We start from the raw sequence: 18,077 nt of genomic DNA on the forward strand, positions 1-18,077 counted from the left end.
GGTCCGCGCGGTTCGACCGGGATGCTCGACCAGATCAGCAGGAGGCATTGTGAACAGCGACCGGGACGAGATCCGCGTCGACGGGATCGAACCCGGCGACGACCTGCCCAAGGACGAACTCGATGCCACAGGCGAGTTCACCATCGACTACACGCCGCCCGCCTGGTACACGCGGAACGCCGACCCCGCCCCGCAGCCGCCGGCCGCTTCCGGTGACTCCGGGGACGCGGCGGGAGCGGACGGGACGGACGCGGGCACCGGTGCCGGTACGCCTCCCGCCTTCCCCCCTGCGACGCCGCACGGGGCCCCGGCGGCAGTCGCCCGGGAGGAGTCCGGTGAACCTCGGACCGGCCCGGAACCGGGGGCCGTCGACAGCGGTGGGAACGGACGGGACGGGCAGGACGGCCGGCAGGCGGAGCACTCCGCCGGCGACGGCCCCGTCACCGACGCGACCATGCGTTTCTCCTCCGCCGCGCTGCGCCGGGAGATCGCCGAACAGCAGGCGGAGGAGGAGCCCGCCGGGGGCGGGGACGACCGGGCGGAGAACACGGACGGCGAGCCGTCCGGTGGCACACTCCCCCGCGATGAGGCGCCCCCGGCCTCGGCGCCGTCCGCCGACTCCGAGGCCCGGCCACGGTCCCAGGGCGAGACGGGTGAGGAACCCGGGCTGGCCGACGGGCCCGCCGGGCCCGGAGCCGCCGGTGAGCCGCATCACTCCGCTCCGCAGGCCCCTGCGCAGCCATCGTGGCAGACCGCTCCGGAGGGCGGGGCACCGGTCGGACTGCCCCCTCTGCCGCCGCACTTCCAGCCCGCCGCTCCTCCGGCCGGCGCACCGGACCCGGCTGCGCCAGGCCCGCCCGTGCCGCAGGACGGTTACCACCTTCCGCAGCCGTCGGCACACCCCCAGCCGCAGCCGCCGGCAGCACCCGGCCCGCCTGCCCCGCAGGGGGGTTACGGCTTCCCCCGGCCGCAGCCCGCGAACGCGCCCGACCCGCCCGCACCGGAGGGCGGTCACGGCTTCCCACAGCCGCCGGTGCAGCAGCCCGGTCCGCCCCCCGGACCCGCGGCCGGTCAGGCCAAAGTCCCCATGCCGCCCCCGGAGCCCGCTTCCCAGGACGGCTACGGCTTCCCCCAGCCGCAGCCGCCGGCAGCCCCCGGCCCGCCTGCCCCGCAGGGGGGTTACGGCTTCCCCCGGCCACCCGCCGCGCCCCAGACCGGTCCCTCCCAACCGCTGCCTCCCGCCCAGCCCTCCGCGCCCGGCCCGCAGCCGCAGCCGCAGGATCCTCGTGCCGGCTCCGCCTGGCCCGACCCCCGTCAGCAGCCTCCGAGCCGGCCCGGCGCGCTCGGGTACACCGCGTCGGTTGAACTGTCCTCCGAACGCCTGCTGAACCAGAAGAAGAAGCCCCGCCCGCAGAGCAACCGCGGCGGCTCCCGCTTCCGCATCGGGGCCAGGAAGGAGGAGGCCGAGCGGCAGCGCAAGCTCGATCTCATCCGCACCCCGGTGCTGTCCTGCTACCGCATCGCGGTGATCAGCCTCAAGGGCGGCGTCGGCAAGACGACGACGACCACGGCGCTCGGCGCGACGCTCGCCAGCGAGCGGCAGGACAAAGTCATCGCGATCGACGCCAACCCGGACGCGGGTACGCTCGGCCGCCGGGTACGGCGCGAGACGGGTGCGACGATCCGCGATCTGGTGACGGCGATCCCGTACCTCAACAGCTACATGGACATCCGCCGGTTCACCTCGCAGGCGCTGTCCGGCCTGGAGATCCTCGCCAACGACGTCGACCCGGCGATCTCGACGACCTTCAACGACGAGGACTACCGCCGCGTCATCGGCGTGCTGGGTCAGCAGTACCCGATCATCCTCACCGACTCGGGCACCGGCCTGCTCTACAGCGCGATGCGCGGCGTCCTCGACCTCGCCGACCAGCTGATCGTCATCTCCACTCCGTCCGTGGACGGTGCCAGCAGCGCCAGTACGACGCTGGACTGGCTCTCCGCGCACGGTTACGGCGATCTGGTGCAGCGCAGCGTCACGGTCATCTCCGGGGTCCGCGAGACCGGCAAGATGATCAAAGTGGACGACATCGTGGCGCACTTCAAGACACGCTGCCGCGATGTGGTGGTCGTCCCCTTCGACGAGCACCTCTCGGCGGGCGCGGAGCTGGATCTGGACATGATGCGGCCCAGGACGCGCGAGGCGTACTTCAACCTCGCCGCCCTGATCGCCGAGGACTTCTCACGCCACCAGCAGGAGCAGGGCCTGTGGTCGCCCGGCGGGAACCCGCCGCTGACCGCGCCGCCCATCCCCGGCCGGCCCCAGCAGCCGCCGCAGCCCGGCCAGGTACACCCCGGCCACCAGCAGCAGCCACAGGCCCACCCGCCGCAGCCGCACCCCCAGCAGCCGTACGGACAGCCCCAGCCGTACCCCCGGCAGCAGCCGCCGCAGCCCGGCCACCAGCCGTATCCGGGCCCGCACGGCCACCCTGGTCAGCCCGGCCAGGCCCAGGCCGGTCCCTACCAGCCGCACCCCCACCAGCAGCCGCCCGGCGCCGCGGGGCCGCCCGTGCCCGGTGCGCAGTGGCAGCAGCCGGAGCGGTGACGGCGGCGCGCCGTCGCGGAACGTGAACGGGCCCGCCGGCCCGAGCCCCCGAGGGGCTCGGGCCGGCGGGCCCGTTCGTCCGCCCGTCCGCCGTAAGCGGGCCGGGACGCTCAGCCCAGCAGTTCCTTCGCCACCCGCACGTCCTCGGCCATCCGCTCCAGCAGCCCGTCCAGCGTGTCGAACCTCTCCTGCCCGCGGATGTAGGCCAGGAAGTCCACCGCGACATGGAGCCCGTAGAGGTCGAGGTCCACGCGGTCGATGGCGTACGCCTCCACCGTCCGCTCGGTTCCTTCGAACTGCGGGTTGGTGCCGACGGAGATCGCGGCGGGCATCGGCTCACCCTCCACCACCAGCCACCCGGCGTAGACGCCGTCCGCGGGGATCGCGGTGTGCGGCAGTGTCTCGACGTTGGCCGTCGGATAGCCCATCTCCCGTCCGCGCTGCGCGCCTCGGACGACGACGCCCTCCACCCGGTGCGGCCGGCCCAGCACCTCGGCGGCTCCCACCACGTCGCCCTCGGCGACCAGGCGGCGGATGAGGGTGGAGGAGAACGGCTCGCCGCCGCCCGCCTGCCCGCGCTCGAACAGGTCGACGACCATCACGTCGTAGTCGTACGTCCGGCCCAGCTCGGCCAGGGTCTCCACGGTGCCGGCCGCCCGGTGGCCGAAACGGAAGTTGGGGCCCTCGACGACGGTGCGGGCGTGGAGTCGGTCGACCAGCACCTTCACCACGAACTCGGCCGGCGACAGCTTCGAGAACTCCTCGGTGAAGGGCAGGACCAGGACCGCGTCCACGCCCAGTTCGGCCATCAGTTCCGCGCGCCGGTGGTGCGGGGCGAGCATCGGCGGGTGGCTGCCGGGCCGCACGACCTCGCTGGGGTGCGGGTCGAAGGTGACGACGACAGCCGGTACGCCCAGCTCGCGGGCGCGACCGACCGCCCTGCCGATGATCAACTGGTGCCCGCGGTGCACCCCGTCGTAGGAGCCGATGGTGACGACGCTGCGCCCCCAGTCCTCGGGGATGTCCTCCAAGCCACGCCAGCGCTGCACAGTGCCCGCTCCTCGCCGAATGCCAGTGGATGGTGCCGGGTCCAAGGGTGCCATGTCCCCCCGCCGCGTTCGCACGGGGACCCGCGCCGTAAGGCTCCCACCGGAAAGCGCCCCGGTGCGCGCCGTGATTCACTCCGCGCGCCCGCCAGGTGGGGTGATTCCGGGTCCGTAAGTGGACAGAGAACCGGATGCACACAGGAGGGGGATCGTGGGTGCGGGTGCCGCATCCGGCGCCCGCACCCACGGTGCGTACCGCCCCACCGGGCCCGGCCGGGCCCGGTCAGGCGAAGACGGCCAGGCTCCTGGCTCTGCCCTCCTGTTCCTCGACCAGCGCGAGGAAGCGGTCCTCCGGCCCGAAGACCGCGACCGGCCCGGGACGGCCGGACGGCGGCATGGCGATCCGCACGCCGTTGGCCAGCAGCCTCGCCCGGCGTTCGTCCACGTCCCAGCGCGGGAAGGCGGCCGCGGCCGCCTCGCCGACGGGCATGACGGCCAGCGACTCCTGGTGCTGCTCCAGGGTGCGCGCCGCGTCCAGGCCGTACGGGCCGACCCGGGTTCGGCGCAGTGCCGTGAGGTGGCCGCCGACCCCCAGCCCGGCACCCAGATCGCGGGCGAGCGCCCGGATGTAGGTACCGGAGGAGCAGACGACGGAGACCAGCAGGTCCAGCACGGGGGTGCCGTCCTCGGCACCCCCGTGCTGGACGTCGTGCACGGTGAAGGAGGAGACGGTGACCGGCCGGGCGGCCAGCTCCACCTCCTCGCCCTCGCGCACCCGGGCGTAGGACCGCCTGCCGTCGACCTTGATCGCACTGACCTTCGAGGGGATCTGGAGGATGTCGCCGGTCAGCTTGGCGACGCCGTCGTCGATCGCCTCGCGCGCGATGCCGTCCGCCGGTGCGGAGGAGGTGGTCTCGCCCTCCGCGTCGTCGGTGACGGTGTTCTGGCCGAGGCGGATGGTGCCGACGTACTCCTTCTCCGTCAGCGCCAGATGCCCCAGCAGCCGGGTCGCCTTCTCGATGCCCAGGACGAGGACGCCGGTGGCCATCGGGTCCAGCGTGCCGGCGTGCCCGACCCGGCGGGTGCGGGCGATGCCGCGCATCCTGGCGACCACGTCGTGCGAGGTGAAGCCCGCGGGCTTGTCGACGACGACCAGCCCGCCGGGCTCCTGGGTTCCTTTGCGTGCCACGGGTCAGGCGTCCCCGCCGTCCGTCCCGCCCCCGGAATCCGCCGAGCCCCGGGCGCCGTCCGCCTCCTCGGCGTCCTCCTCGTGTACGGGCTTGCGGTAGGGGTCGGGCTCGCCCGCGTACGTGGCGCCCGAGGACGCCTGCCGCACCTGGGCGTCCGACGCCCTGGCCCTGGCCAGCAGGTCGTCGATGGTGCGGGCGTTCTCCGGGAGGGCGTCCGGGACGAACGTCAGCGACGGCGTGAAGCGCACGCCGGTCTGCCGCCCGACCTCCGAGCGCAGCACGCCCTTGGCGCTCTCCAGTGCCGCGGCGGAGGCCGCCCGCTCCTCGTCGTCCCCGTAGACCGTGTAGAAGACGGTCGCCTCCCGCAGGTCGCCGGTGACCCGGGTGTCGGTGATCGTCACATAGCCGAGCCGCGGGTCCTTGATCCGCCGCTGGAGGGTCTCCGCGACCACGACCCGGATGCGGTCGGCCAGTTTGCGTGCCCGCGCGGTGTCGGTCATGTGTCTGCTTCCTTCTGTTTCGGATCGTTCGGTTCGGGTCCGGTCGGGGCTGCGCACCGGACGCGGTCAGTCCTCGTCCCCGTGGAACCGCCGCCGCACCGACAGCAGCTCCACCTCCGGCCGGGCGGCCACCAGCCGCTCGCACCGGTCGAGCACGTCCGAGACGTGCCCGGCGTCCCCGGAGACCGTCGCGAGGCCGATCAGGGCCCTGCGGTGGATGTTCTGCTCCCCGACCTCCGCGACGCTCACCGTGTACTTGCGCTGCAGCTCCGCGATGATCGGGCGGACGACCGACCTCTTCTCCTTCAGCGACCGTACGTCGCCGAGCAGCAGGTCGAACGAGATTGTGCCTACGTACATGGGGTGCGGGTCCAGCCGACCCGTGGGGCCTCGTGGGGCGAAGCCCTGCCGACTCCCGGCAGGACACGGGAAACCGTACACGCAACGGTTCCCGTTGATCGACGCATATAACGGCCGGGAGCCTCCCGCCGGGGCGGGAGGCTCCGTGGCCGTTCACCGGTGGCACCCACCGGCGGGGGTCAGGCGCGGGGCTTCTCCCGCATCTCGTACGTCGCGATGACGTCGTCGACCTTGATGTCGTTGAAGTTTCCGAGGTTGATACCGCCCTCGAAGCCTTCGCGGATCTCGGTGACGTCGTCCTTGAAGCGGCGCAGACCCTCGATGTTGAGGTTCTCCGCCACGACCTTGCCGTCGCGGATGAGGCGGGCCTTGGTGTTCCGCCTGACCTCGCCGGAGCGGATGATGACACCCGCGATGTTGCCGAGCTTGGAGGAGCGGAAGACCTCGCGGATCTCCGCCGTGCCCAGCTCGACCTCCTCGTACTCCGGCTTGAGCATGCCCTTGAGGGCAGCCTCGATCTCCTCGATCACCTGGTAGATGACCGAGTAGTAGCGGACGTCCACGCCCTCGCGCTCGGCCATCTGCGTGGCACGCCCCTCGGCGCGCACGTTGAAGCCGATGACGATGGCGTCGGAGCCGGTCGCCAGGTCGATGTCGGTCTCGGTGACCGCACCCACGCCGCGGTGCAGGATGCGCAGGTCGACCTCCTCGCCCACGTCGAGCTGGAGCAGCGAGGACTCCAGGGCCTCGACCGAACCGGACGCGTCGCCCTTGATGATGAGGTTGAGCTGCTGCACCTCGCCGGCCTTGAGCACCTTGTCCAGGTCCTCCAGGGAGACCCTGCGGGTGCGCTTGGCGAAGGCGGCGTTGCGCTCGCGGGCGGCGCGCTTCTCGGCGATCTGCCGGGCCGTGCGGTCCTCGTCGACCACCAGGAAGTTGTCGCCCGCGCCGGGGACGCTGGTCAGGCCCAGCACCAGGACCGGGGTCGCCGGACCTGCCTCCCCGACGTTGTTGCCCTTGTCGTCGAGCATCGCCCGGACGCGGCCGTACGCGTCGCCGACCACGACCGTGTCGCCGACCCGCAGGGTGCCGCGCTGGACCAGCACCGTGGCCACCGCGCCGCGGCCGCGGTCGAGGTGGGCCTCGATCGCGATGCCCTGCGCGTCCTGCTCCGGGTTGGCCCGCAGGTCGAGCGAGGCGTCCGCGGTCAGGACCACGGCCTCCAGCAGCCCGTCGATGTTCAGGCCCTGCTTGGCGGAGATGTCGACGAACATGGTGTCGCCGCCGTACTCCTCGGCCACGAGCCCGTACTCGGTGAGCTGGCCGCGCACCTTGGTCGGGTCCGCGCCCTCGACGTCGATCTTGTTGACTGCCACCACGATCGGCACGTCGGCCGCCTTGGCGTGGTTGAGCGCCTCGACCGTCTGGGGCATCACACCGTCGTTGGCCGCCACCACCAGGATCGCGATGTCGGTCGACTTCGCACCGCGGGCACGCATGGCGGTGAACGCCTCGTGGCCCGGGGTGTCGATGAAGGTGATCTTCCGGTCTTCGCCGTTGACCTCGGTGGCGGCCTGGTACGCACCGATGTGCTGGGTGATGCCGCCGGCCTCGCCCTCGATGACGTTGGTCTTGCGGATCGCGTCCAGCAGGCGCGTCTTACCGTGGTCGACGTGACCCATGACGGTCACCACCGGCGGGCGCGAGACGAGTGCCTCCTCGCCGCCCTCGTCCTCGCCGAACTCGATGTCGAAGGACTCGAGCAGTTCGCGGTCCTCCTCCTCCGGGCTGACGATCTGGACGACGTAGTTCATCTCCTCGCCGAGGAGATGAAGCGTCTCGTCGGAGACCGACTGGGTCGCGGTGACCATCTCGCCCAGGTTGAACATCACCTGGACCAGCGACGCCGGGTTGGCGTTGATCTTCTCCGCGAAGTCGGTGAGCGACGCACCGCGCGACAGCCGGACGGTCTCGCCCTTGCCGCGCGGCAGCATCACGCCGCCGATGGACGGGGCCTGCATGGCCTCGTACTCCTGGCGCCTCTGCCGCTTCGACTTGCGGCCGCGTCGCGCCGGACCGCCGGGACGGCCGAAGGCGCCCTGCGTGCCGCCGCGGCCACCGGGACCGCCGGGGCGGCCGCCGAAACCGGGACGGCCACCGAAGCCGCCGCCACCACCGCCGGGACGGCCGGCGAAGCCGCCGCCACCACCGGGACGACCGCCACCGCCGCCGGGGCGGCCGCCGAAACCGGGACGGCCGCCGCCGCCACCGGGACGGCCCGCGCCGCCGCCGGGACCGCGACCGCCGGGGCCCGGACGCGGACCCGCGGCCGGACGCTGCGGCATCATGCCCGGGTTCGGGCGGTTGCCGCCCGGACGCGGACCCGCCGCGCCGCCCTGGCCGCCCTGCGGACGCGGCATGTTGCCGGGGCTGGGACGGCCGCCGCCGGGAGCCTGCTGACGGGGACCGCCCTGGCCGGCTCCGGGACGCGGACCGCCCGGGGCGCCGGGGCCGCCGGGACGCGGGGCGCCGCCCGGACGGGGCGCCTGCGGGCGCGCCATGCCGGTGGAGCCGCCGGAGGTGAAGGGGTTGTTGCCCGGACGCGGGCCGGACGGACGGGCGCCCGGCTTGGGACCACCCGGCTTGGGACCGCCGGGACCGCGGCGGTCCTGGCCCGCCGGGGCGGGACGACCGCCCGGCTTGGGGGCACCCGGACGCGGCGCGCCCTGGCCGGACGGCGGCGCGGTGAACTCGGGCTTGGCCGGGGCCGGGGGCTGCGCCGGGCCCGGCTTGGCCGGGGTCGGCTTGGCCGGGGCCGGACGCGGTCCGGGGGTCGGGCCGCCCCTGGCGGGCGCCGGACCCGGGACGTTCTTCTGGGGCGCGCTCCTGGGTGCCTCGGCCGCGGGGGCCGGGGGCTTGGGCGCGCCGGGCTTGGGGGCACCCGGGCGGGGTGCGGAGGCACCCGGCTTCGGGGCGCCCGGCTTGGGGGCCGCCTTGCGGGGGGCGGCGGGCTTCGCCGCGGACTTCTTGGCGCCTCCGGCGCCGTTGCCCGCGTCGAACGCGTCGGTCAGTTTGCGTACCACCGGCGCCTCGATCGTCGAGGACGCCGAACGGACGAATTCACCGAGTTCCTGGAGCTTGGCCATGACGACCTTGCTCTCGACTCCAAGCTCCTTGGCGAGCTCGTATACCCGGACCTTAGCCACTTCGCTCCTTACGGTCCGGGGGGATTCGTCCGCCGGACCTTCGCTACTGCATGGGCGTACTCATCGCGTACTCATCGAGTGCTCATCGCAATCTCGACCTACTTCCAACTCGCGAGGTACCTCTCCCGCACGGCGGGATGCCGTACGGGCGTCGTGCGTGCTTGCCGTCTTACGGTGTTGCCCGCGGTACTGCCTGCAACAGTTCCGCGGTATCGAGCGGTCCGCCGGCCCGGAAGGCCCGCTGGAACGCCCGGCGGCGGACCGCCAGGTCGACACAGGTCGGTGCGAGGTGCAGATAAGCACCCCGGCCGGGCAGCGTACCGCGATGGTCCGGAACGCATCTGTTCCCGACCAGCACCACACGCAGCAGATCGCCCTTGCCCGACCGCTCCCGACAACCCACACAGGTGCGTTCAGGGCATGCGCGGGCACGCGTCCGGTCAGCCACTCTTCAGTCTACCTCCCCGCGCCGATTGCGCCGTTGGCGGGGTCGCCGGAGGGGTACGAACGGTGACAGGCCTCTCAGTCCCTCTCCGCGCCGCTCTCCCGGTGCTCCCCATCGCGCTCTCCGCTCTGCTCGACATCCGGGCGGATGTCGATCCGCCAGCCGGTGAGCCGGGCGGCGAGCCGGGCGTTCTGCCCTTCCTTCCCGATCGCCAGCGACAGCTGGTAGTCGGGCACGGTGACCCTGGCCGACCGGGCCGCGGCGTCCACGACGTCCACCCTGCTCACCCGGGCGGGCGAGAGCGCGTTGGCCACCATCTCGGCCGGGTCGTCCGACCAGTCCACGATGTCGATCTTCTCACCCTGCAGCTCGGCCATCACGTTGCGCACCCGGCCGCCCATCGGGCCGATGCACGCGCCCTTGGCGTTCAGGCCCGCACGGGTGGACCGTACCGCGATCTTGGTGCGGTGCCCGGCCTCGCGCGCGATGGCCGCGATCTCCACCGAGCCGTCCGCGATCTCGGGCACCTCCAGGGCGAAGAGTTTCTTCACCAGGTTGGGGTGGGTGCGCGAGAGAGTCACCGACGGGCCGCGTACGCCCTTGGCGACCCGCACGACATAGGTGCGCAGCCGGGTGCCGTGCGAGTAGTCCTCACCGGGCACCTGCTCCTGCGGGGGCAGGATCGCCTCGAGCCTGCCGATGTCAACAAGGACGCTGCGCGGATCCTTCCCCTGCTGGACGACTCCCGCGACGATGTCGCCCTCGCGCCCGGCGTACTCGCCGAGGGTGACCTCCTCCTCGGCGTCCCGCAGACGCTGCAGGATGACCTGCTTGGCGGTGGTCGCGGCGATCCGGCCGAACCCGGAGGGGGTGTCGTCGAACTCGCGCGGCTCGGCGCCCTCGGGCAGGTCGGCGGGGTCCTCCCTGGCCCACACGGTCACATGTCCGGTGGAGCGGTCCAGCTCCACACGGGCCTGGCGGCGGCTTCCCTCGGTGCGGTGGTACGCGATGAGGAGAGCGGCCTCGATCGCCTCGACCAACAGGTCGAAGGAGATCTCCTTCTCCCTCACCAGACCCCGCAGGGCACTCATGTCGATGTCCACGGCTACGCCTCCTCCTGGCTCTCTTCGTCAGAGGCCGCAGCCTGACGCGCCTTCTCGGCCTTCTCGGCGGCCTTGCGGTTGAACTCGATCTCCACCCGGGCCCTGGCGATCTCGGTGTAGGCGAGCCGGCGGGCGGTGGCCCTGCGTCCCTTGACGCCGGGCACCTCCACGTCCACGCCGTCCTCGTCCGCCGCACCGACGCGGGCGACCAGCTCGCCGCCGCCCGCCTCCTCCGTCAGCTGCGCCCTGACCAGCCTGCCGACGGCGCGGCGGTAGTGCCGCGGCTCGGTCAGCGGGCGGTCGGTGCCGGGTGAGGTGACCTCCAGGACGTACGGGGCGCCGCCCATCACGTCGGTCTCGTCCAGCGCATCGGAGGCCTCGCGGCTCAGCTCCGCGCAGGTGTCGAGCCGCACGCCCCCGTCGGAGTCCACCACCACGCGCAGCACCCGCCGTCTTCCGGCCGGGGTCACGGTGATCTCCTCGAGATCCAGCCCCTTCGCGGTGACGAGAGGCTCCAGCAGTCCTCGCAGCCTCTCGCTCTGGGTGGTGCTCATCCGGGTGACTCCTCGGCCGCGTGTGCTGTTGTGGGAACGTCCAGTCCTGGGTACGGGGGTCAAGCCTATCGCCTGCCGAGGGCTGCGCCGACCAGACGGCCGGGGGTGCTGCGCCGGGCGGCCGTCCCCCGCACGGGGCATGCGCGGGGCGCGGTGGTGCCCCGCCGAGAGGGACGGTACGAACACGGGTACGCTCACATCCGCGGTGATCGCCGCCCGTCCCCCCCGCACCGCCGAACCACCTCCCCTGGGAGCGCCCGTGCCGATCGACCCGCGTCCCCGCCGGCGGAGCCTGCTGGGCACCGGTGCGGCGGGCGCCGCCGCGCTGCTGCTGACCGGATGCTCGCAGGAGAAGCAGACCGCCGCCGAGCGCAGGCTCGCCTCCGCGGGCGTGCGGCTGCGCGGCGCCGCCGCACGCGGCAGCGCCGCGCTGCTGGCCCGCTACGACCGCACCCTCGCCGCGCACCCGGACCTGGCCGGGCGGCTGGAGCCGCTGCGGGCGGACGTGGCACGGCATGTGCGGGCCTTCGGCGGGACGGAGCCCGGCGGTTCCGGGGGGCCGAAGCCCTCCGGCGACCCGAAGGCCTCCGCAAGCACCGGCGGCTCTCCGGCCCCGGAGGCCTCCCGGGGCGCCGGGGCGGGCGTGCCCGCCGATCCCGAACGCGCGCTGGCCGCCCTCGTGAACGCCGAACGCGCCGCCGCCACCGCCCTCGCCCGTGCCCTCGACGGTGCCCCGCCCGAGCTCGCCCGGCTGCTCGCTTCCGTCGCGGCGGCCGGGGCGGTCCACGTCTATCTGCTCACGGACGGCGAGTGATGAACCAGGCGACGAACCAGGCGGCGATTCCGGCGGCGGCCACGGCCGCCTCTCCGGGCTCCCCCGCGTCCTCTTCCCCCGGCGGGAAGGACGACCCCGCGCTGACCGCGCTGCAGGCCGCGCTCTCCGCCGAGCACGCCGCCGTCTACGGCTACGGCGTCGTGGGCGGGCGGATCGCCGCGGACCGGCGCACGCAGGCGCGGGAGGCCCACGACGCCCACCGCGCGCGCCGTGACGCCCTGCGCCGCGCGGTACGGCGGATGGGCGGTACTCCCGAGCCCGCCGCGGCGGGCTACTCCCTGCCCTTCCCGGTCCCGGACGGCGCCGCGGCGGTGCGGCTCGCCGCCGAGCTGGAGGAACGGGTGGCCGCCGTCTACGCCGACCTGGTCCGGGCCGGCGAGGACGGGCTGCGGCGGGAGGCGGCCGCCGCGCTGCGGGAGGCCGCGGTCCGCGCGGCGCGCTGGCGCGGCACGGGCGTACCCTTCCCAGGGCTCGCCGAGCGCGCCGCGCCGGCGAGCCCGGAGTCCCTCTGAGGGGCTCCTCCGCGCAACGCCGACGACGAAAGGGACGCCCGGGCATGACATCGGCTCCGCACGTCGAACCCCCGCAGCGGCTGGTGCGCTCCCTGGGCGCGGACTCCCCCTGGCTGGCACGGCTGCCCGGCCTGCTGCAGGCGTCGCTGGCGCGCTGGGGGCTGACGGCCGAGCGGGTGGTCTCCCCCGGCGGACGCGGCAGCCTGGTCGTCCTGGTCTGCCGGGCCGACGGCTCACCGGCCGCGCTGAAGCTGCGCGCCGTCGGCGCGGCGGACGAGGCGGCGGCGCTGGCCCGGTGGGAGGGGCACGGCGCGGTACGGCTGCTGGACGCCGCACCCGAGGAAGGCGCGCTGCTGCTGGAGCGGCTGCACGCGGACGTGTCGCTGCGCTCGCTGCCGGACGCGAAGGCCACCCTGGAGGCGGTCTCGGCGCTGCACCGGCTGTGGGTCCCCCCCGCGCTCCCCGGCGCGCCGGCCGGCGGGCACCCCTTCACCACCGTTGAGGAGTACACCGGCCGGGCGGTGGAGGGCATCCGCGCGCATGTGCCGGAGGAGGCCCGCCCGCTGGCCGACGAGGCTCTGGCGCTGCGCTCCGGACTGCTCGCCGACACTCCCGAACACGTACTGCTGCACGGCGACTTCCGGCAGGGCGCGGTGCTGTCGGCGGGTCCGGGGCGGGCGCACTGGCTGGTGGCCGGCCCCGATCCGCTGGTGGGCGAGCGGGCGTACGACCTGGCCCGGCTGGTCCGCGACCGGCTGCACGACCTGGCCGCCGGCTCCGGCGCCCCCGCGATCGCCCGGCGCCGGGTGGCCAAGCTCGCGAACTCCCTGGAGGTGGACCGCGACCGGCTGCGCGGCTGGAGCCTGTACCGGGCGGTGGAGTCGGGCGCGCGGCACATCGCCGTCGGCGACCGCGCCGACGGCGAGGCACTGCTGGAGTTCGCCGGCTGGCTGTGAGCCCCGGCCGCGGGCCCCGCCCGGGCCCGCGGCGGGAACCGCCGCGACGGCTCAGGCGGATTCGCCGGCCGAGCGGGCCAGCCGCTCCACCGCCTCGTCCACCGGGACCTCCTCGCGCTCGCCGGTGCGCCGGTCCTTCAGTTCCACCAGACCCTTGGCCGCGCCCCGGCCCACCACCAGGATCTCCGGCACGCCGATCAGCTCCGCGTCGGTGAACTTCACGCCGGGCGAGACGCCCGTACGGTCGTCCACCAGGGTGCGCACCCCGGCCCCGGCCAGCCTCTCGGCCAGTTCCAGGGCCAGTTCGATCTGGGCTCCCTTGCCGGCGGCGACGATGTGGACGTCGGCCGGGGCGACCTCGCGCGGCCAGCACAGGCCCTGGCCGTCGGCCGTCTGCTCGGCGAGCGCGGCCACCGCGCGCGAGACGCCGATGCCGTAGGAGCCCATGGTGACGCGGACGGGCTTGCCCTCGCGGCCGAGCACGTCCAGGGAGAAGGCATCGGTGTACTTGCGGCCGAGCTGGAAGATGTGGCCGATCTCGATGGCCCGGTCCAGCTTCAGCCCCTCGCCGCAGGACGGGCAGGGGTCGCCGCCCTCGACGGTGACCACGTCCAGGTACTCGTCGACCTCGAAGTCGCGGCCGCACACCACGTTGCGGGCGTGGGTGTCGGGCTTGTTGGCCCCGGTGATCCAGGAAGTGCCGGGGGCCACGCGCGGGTCGGCGACGTAGCGGAAGGCGGTGCCGGCCAGCCCCTGCGGGCCGACGTAGCCGCGCACCAGGGCGGGGCGGCCGGTGAAGTCCTCGGCGGTGACCAGTTCCACGGTGGCGGGCGCCAGGTGCTCGGTGAGCTTGCCGAGGTCCACCTCGCGGTCGCCGGGCACGCCCACGGCCCAGATCTCCCCGTCCACCTTGACCAGCAGGTTCTTCAGGGTGGCGGAGGCGGGCACGCCCAGGTGGTCGGCGAGGGTCTCGATGGTGGGGGTGTCGGGGGTGTCCAGTTCCTCGACGGGCGGGCGGCCCATGGGGTCGGCCGGCTTCAGCGGGAAGGTGACGGCCTCGGTGTTGGCCGCGTAGTCGCAGGCCGGGCAGTCGGCGAAGGTGTCCTCGCCGGCGGCGGCCGGGGCGAGGAACTCCTCGGAGGCCGAGCCGCCCATCGCGCCCGAGACGGCGGAGACGACCCGGTGGTCCAGGCCGAGCCGGGTGAAGATCCGCACGTACGCCTCGCGGTGCAGCCGGTAGGACTCGGCCAGTTCCTCGTCGGTGGTGTCGAAGGAGTAGGAGTCCTTCATCAGGAACTCCCGGCCGCGCAGGACGCCCGAGCGAGGGCGGGCCTCGTCGCGGTACTTGGTCTGAATCTGGTAGAGCATCACCGGCAGGTCCTTGTAGGACGTGCACTGGTCCTTGACGACCTGGGTGAAGATCTCCTCGTGGGTGGGCCCGAGCAGGTAGTCGGCGCCCTTGCGGTCCTTGAGCCGGAACAGCAGGTCGCCGTACTCCTCCCAGCGGCCCGAGGCCTCGTAGGGCTCCCTGGGCAGCAGGGCCGGGAGCAGCACCTCCTGGGCGCCGATGGCGTCCATCTCCTCGCGCACGATCCGGGTGACGTTCTCCAGGACCTGCTTGCCCAGCGGCAGCCAGGCCCAGATCCCGGCGGCGGTGCGGCGTACGTAGCCGGCGCGGACCAGAAGCCTGTGGCTGATGGTCTCGGCGTCGGCCGGGTCCTCGCGCAGCGTCTTCAGCATGAGCCGGGACATGCGCTGGACACGGGCTGCCATGGGTTTCTCCTGCGTGCGGTGGGTCGGTTTCCGGAGCCGCACCGGTGGTGCGGCCCGTCCAGGAGACTACCGGCGCCGCGGCGGCAGCGGCGCACCCGTCACCGCGTACTGACCTCCCGGCACCGGGCTCCGCCTCCCGGAGGTCGCCCCGGATCCCGGCCGGACCCGCCTCACCGCCGCAGCGGCAGTGGCGCGCCCATCACCGCGTACGGACTCCCGGCACTGGGGAACAGCACATGGCGTGCCAGGTCCCGGTAGCCCAGCGAGCGGTAGAGGGCGCGGGCCGGGCTCTCGGTGTCGATCGCGGAGAGGATCGAGCGTGGTTCGGCGGCGGCGTCGGTGATCGTGGTGATCAGCTCCCGGCCGATTCCGTGCTTCTGGTACGCCGGGTGGACGTGCAGCTCGGTGATGACGAACGCGTCGTCCAGCCACCCGGCGTTACCGTTGCGCCGCAGGTACGGCTCGACGACCGTGGACCACCACTGCGTGCGGTCGTTGGGCATCCCGTAGACGAAGCCGACCAGCCGCCCCAGTGGTGTGGTGACGCCCAGCGCCCGGACTCCGGGGAAGGCGGCGTGCCGCAGCACGATGTGGCGGCGCACCTCCACCTCGTCGTCGGTCAGTCCGAAGGCGATCGCCTGTACGGCGAGTGCCTCGTCCACGCGGGCTGCGAGGTCCAGGGGACCGACCTGGGCGTCTTCCATGCTGTCCGACCCTACTGGAGGGATCGGCGCGCTCCGGCGAACACCCGCGCGGGCACCGGCCCGTTCGGGATCGTCCGGTGCCGCCCGGCTCCGGGCGAGACCGCCCGGGACCGTTCAGAAGAGCACGCTCATGAACGCCCCGGCCTCGCGGAAGCCGACCCGGCGGTAGGCGGCGCGGGCCGCGGTGTTGTAGTCGTTGACGTAGAGGCTGACGACCGGGGAGACCTCGGTCAGCGCGTAGCGCAGCACCGCCGCCATGCCGGCGACGGACAGGCCCCGGCCGCGGTGTTCGGGCGCGACCCACACGCCCTGGATCTGGCACGCCCGCGGTGTGACGGCGCCGATCTCGGCCTTGAAGACCACGCGGCCGTCCTCGATGCGGGCGAACGACCTTCCGGCACCGACCAGTTCGGCGACGCGGGCCTGGTAGATCAGCCCGCCGTCCCCGGCCAGCGGTGAGACGCCGACCTCCTCGGTGAACATCGCCACGCAGGCGGGCATCAGCACGTCCATCTCGTCCTTGCGGACGCGCCGCACATACGGGTCGGGGCGTATCCCGGCCGGCATGCGGTCGGCGACCATCAACGGCTGGTGGCGGCGGACCTCGCGGGCCGGTCCCCAGTGCGGCTCAAGCCGGGCCCACAGAGCGGCGGTGGGCCCGGCCGGGCCGACGACGGACGAGCAGCGCCGCCCCTGGCGGCGTGCCCGATCGGCGAAGGCGCGCACCGCCTCCCGTCCCGCGCAGACGGGGACGAGGTTGGCGCCCGCGTAGCACAGTGACTCCAGCCGCCCGCGGTGGTACCAGCCCCACATCTCGCCGCCCAGCCGCCACGGGTCCAGGCCCGAGACCCGGACGCGGGCTGCGACGAAGGCGTTGTTGACCGGCTCGCGGTCGAGCACCGTGAGGGCGTCGTCGAGCTCGTGGGGCTCGACGACGCGGGTGGTGGTGGTCGTCAACACGTGGGATGCCTCACCGTGCGGCCGTGGTGGCGGGGAGCGTCTTCCGACTTTACCCCCGGGCCGTGGTGGGCGGCGCAGGCCGGTCGGTCAGCTCACGGAGACCTCCGGCTCACCGGAGATCACGCCCTCCTTCTCCATCTGCTCGGCGATCTTCATGGCCTCGTCGATGAGGGTCTCGACGATCTTCGACTCGGGTACGGTCCTGATGACCTCGCCCTTGACGAAGATCTGGCCCTTGCCGTTGCCGGAGGCGACGCCGAGGTCGGCCTCGCGGGCCTCGCCGGGCCCGTTGACGACACAGCCCATGACGGCCACCCGCAGCGGCACCTCCATGCCCTCAAGTCCGGCGGTGACCTCGTCGGCGAGCTTGTAGACGTCCACCTGGGCCCGGCCGCAGGAGGGGCAGGAGACGATCTCCAGCCGGCGCCGGCGCAGACCGAGGGATTCCAGGATCTGGATGCCGACCTTGATCTCCTCCACCGGCGGCGCGGACAGCGAGACGCGGATGGTGTCGCCGATGCCCTCGCTCAGCAGGGCGCCGAAGGCGACGGCCGACTTGATGGTGCCCTGGAAGGCCGGTCCGGCCTCGGTGACGCCCAGGTGGAGGGGGTAGTCGCACCGCGCCGCGAGCTGCCGGTAGGCGTTGACCATCACGACCGGGTCGTTGTGCTTGACCGAGATCTTGATGTCGCGGAAGCCGTGCTCCTCGAACAGCGAGCACTCCCACAGCGCGGACTCCACCAGCGCCTCGGGGGTGGCCTTGCCGTACTTGGCCAGCAGCCGCTTGTCCAGGGAGCCGGCGTTGACACCGATGCGGATGGGGACGCCGGCGTCGGAGGCCGCCCTGGCGATCTCCTTGACCTTGTCGTCGAACTGCCGGATGTTGCCCGGGTTGACGCGCACGGCCGCGCAGCCGGCGTCGATGGCGGCGAAGACGTACTTGGGCTGGAAGTGGATGTCCGCGATCACCGGGATCTGGGACTTCTTCGCGATGACCGGCAACGCCTCGGCGTCGTCCTGGGACGGGCAGGCCACGCGGACGATCTCGCAGCCCGACGCGGTCAGCTCGGCGATCTGCTGGAGTGTGGCGCCGATGTCGGCGGTGACGGTGGTGGTCATCGACTGCACGGAGACCGGGGCGTCGCCTCCGACGGCCACCGAGCCGACCTGGATCTTCCGGCTGACCCGTCTGTCGGCCAGTTTGGTCGGTACGGACGGCATTCCGAGCGAAATGGCTGTCATTGTGGTGTGCAACCCCAAGCTGTGGTTCAGTGCCCCGTTCGGCGGCGGGCTCCGGCCTCCGAGATTACGGTACGCCCGGGGCCCGG

At 73.6% G+C, this 18,077-nt stretch carries 16 protein-coding genes; 4 read left to right on the top strand and 12 right to left on the bottom strand.

Annotated elements, in window-relative coordinates:
* The first annotated feature begins 49 nt into the window (after positions 1-49).
* Positions 50-2,605 carry an SCO5717 family growth-regulating ATPase gene (locus tag ACGRHY_RS06665; RefSeq protein WP_394634469.1) on the top strand — a complete coding sequence of 852 codons (2,556 nt, stop codon included), beginning with the start codon at positions 50-52 and terminating at the stop codon, positions 2,603-2,605.
* A gap of 110 nt (positions 2,606-2,715) precedes the next feature.
* Here ACGRHY_RS06665 and ACGRHY_RS06670 read toward each other — a convergent pair whose 3' ends face one another.
* The 8 genes from ACGRHY_RS06670 to rimP form a co-directional block, all read right to left on the bottom strand.
* Positions 2,716-3,654: a bifunctional riboflavin kinase/FAD synthetase gene (locus ACGRHY_RS06670; RefSeq protein WP_394634470.1), complete on the bottom strand. Its 939-nt coding sequence runs from the start codon at positions 3,652-3,654 to the stop codon at positions 2,716-2,718.
* Between the two features lie 280 nt (positions 3,655-3,934).
* Complete coding sequence (gene truB, locus ACGRHY_RS06675) at positions 3,935-4,840, bottom strand: tRNA pseudouridine(55) synthase TruB (protein ID WP_394634471.1); 906 nt, start codon at positions 4,838-4,840, stop codon at positions 3,935-3,937.
* A gap of 3 nt (positions 4,841-4,843) precedes the next feature.
* A complete protein-coding gene (gene rbfA, locus ACGRHY_RS06680; protein WP_394634472.1) occupies positions 4,844-5,341 on the bottom strand; it encodes a 30S ribosome-binding factor RbfA in 498 nt (165 codons plus the stop codon).
* Positions 5,342-5,407: 66 nt separating this feature from the next.
* On the bottom strand, positions 5,408-5,701 hold the full coding sequence (locus ACGRHY_RS06685) for a DUF503 domain-containing protein (protein WP_394634473.1): 294 nt from the start codon (positions 5,699-5,701) through the stop codon (positions 5,408-5,410).
* A 179-nt stretch (positions 5,702-5,880) separates the two neighbouring features.
* Positions 5,881-8,907 carry a translation initiation factor IF-2 gene (gene infB / locus ACGRHY_RS06690; protein ID WP_394634474.1) on the bottom strand — a complete coding sequence of 1,009 codons (3,027 nt, stop codon included), beginning with the start codon at positions 8,905-8,907 and terminating at the stop codon, positions 5,881-5,883.
* A 169-nt stretch (positions 8,908-9,076) separates the two neighbouring features.
* The gene (locus ACGRHY_RS06695) at positions 9,077-9,355 is read right to left on the bottom strand and encodes a YlxR family protein (RefSeq protein WP_394634475.1); all 279 of its coding nucleotides are present in this window, start codon (positions 9,353-9,355) and stop codon (positions 9,077-9,079) included.
* Positions 9,356-9,429: 74 nt separating this feature from the next.
* A complete protein-coding gene (nusA, locus tag ACGRHY_RS06700) occupies positions 9,430-10,455 on the bottom strand; it encodes a transcription termination factor NusA (protein ID WP_394634476.1) in 1,026 nt (341 codons plus the stop codon).
* A 2-nt stretch (positions 10,456-10,457) separates the two neighbouring features.
* Positions 10,458-11,009 carry a ribosome maturation factor RimP gene (rimP, locus tag ACGRHY_RS06705; RefSeq protein ID WP_394634477.1) on the bottom strand — a complete coding sequence of 184 codons (552 nt, stop codon included), beginning with the start codon at positions 11,007-11,009 and terminating at the stop codon, positions 10,458-10,460.
* A 259-nt stretch (positions 11,010-11,268) separates the two neighbouring features.
* Between rimP and ACGRHY_RS06710 the strand changes: the two genes are divergently transcribed.
* Genes ACGRHY_RS06710 through ACGRHY_RS06720 form a run of 3 tightly spaced genes read left to right on the top strand, consistent with a single transcriptional unit; the run spans position 11,269 to position 13,312 of the window.
* Entirely contained in the window at positions 11,269-11,823 is a 555-nt protein-coding gene (locus ACGRHY_RS06710) for a hypothetical protein (RefSeq protein ID WP_394634478.1), read from the top strand.
* Positions 11,823-12,356: a ferritin-like domain-containing protein gene (locus tag ACGRHY_RS06715; protein ID WP_394634479.1), complete on the top strand. Its 534-nt coding sequence runs from the start codon at positions 11,823-11,825 to the stop codon at positions 12,354-12,356. The genes ACGRHY_RS06710 and ACGRHY_RS06715 overlap by 1 nt, the downstream gene beginning before the upstream one ends.
* A gap of 44 nt (positions 12,357-12,400) precedes the next feature.
* Positions 12,401-13,312 carry an aminoglycoside phosphotransferase family protein gene (locus tag ACGRHY_RS06720; protein WP_394634480.1) on the top strand — a complete coding sequence of 304 codons (912 nt, stop codon included), beginning with the start codon at positions 12,401-12,403 and terminating at the stop codon, positions 13,310-13,312.
* Positions 13,313-13,363: 51 nt separating this feature from the next.
* Here the strand turns inward: ACGRHY_RS06720 and ACGRHY_RS06725 are convergent, their stop codons facing one another.
* The 4 genes from ACGRHY_RS06725 to ispG all read right to left on the bottom strand — a co-directional run bounded on the left by ACGRHY_RS06725 (position 13,364) and on the right by ispG (position 17,991).
* Entirely contained in the window at positions 13,364-15,085 is a 1,722-nt protein-coding gene (locus ACGRHY_RS06725) for a proline--tRNA ligase (protein ID WP_394634481.1), read from the bottom strand.
* A 170-nt stretch (positions 15,086-15,255) separates the two neighbouring features.
* The gene (locus ACGRHY_RS06730) at positions 15,256-15,789 is read right to left on the bottom strand and encodes a GNAT family N-acetyltransferase (protein WP_394634482.1); all 534 of its coding nucleotides are present in this window, start codon (positions 15,787-15,789) and stop codon (positions 15,256-15,258) included.
* 114 nt (positions 15,790-15,903) lie between these two features.
* Positions 15,904-16,749 carry a GNAT family N-acetyltransferase gene (locus ACGRHY_RS06735; RefSeq protein WP_394634483.1) on the bottom strand — a complete coding sequence of 282 codons (846 nt, stop codon included), beginning with the start codon at positions 16,747-16,749 and terminating at the stop codon, positions 15,904-15,906.
* An 87-nt stretch (positions 16,750-16,836) separates the two neighbouring features.
* Positions 16,837-17,991: a flavodoxin-dependent (E)-4-hydroxy-3-methylbut-2-enyl-diphosphate synthase gene (gene ispG / locus ACGRHY_RS06740; RefSeq protein WP_394634484.1), complete on the bottom strand. Its 1,155-nt coding sequence runs from the start codon at positions 17,989-17,991 to the stop codon at positions 16,837-16,839.
* Positions 17,992-18,077: the final 86 nt, after the last annotated feature.

The organism is Streptomyces shinuiensis, from assembly GCF_043660855.1.
Lineage (GTDB): Bacteria > Actinomycetota > Actinomycetes > Streptomycetales > Streptomycetaceae > Streptomyces.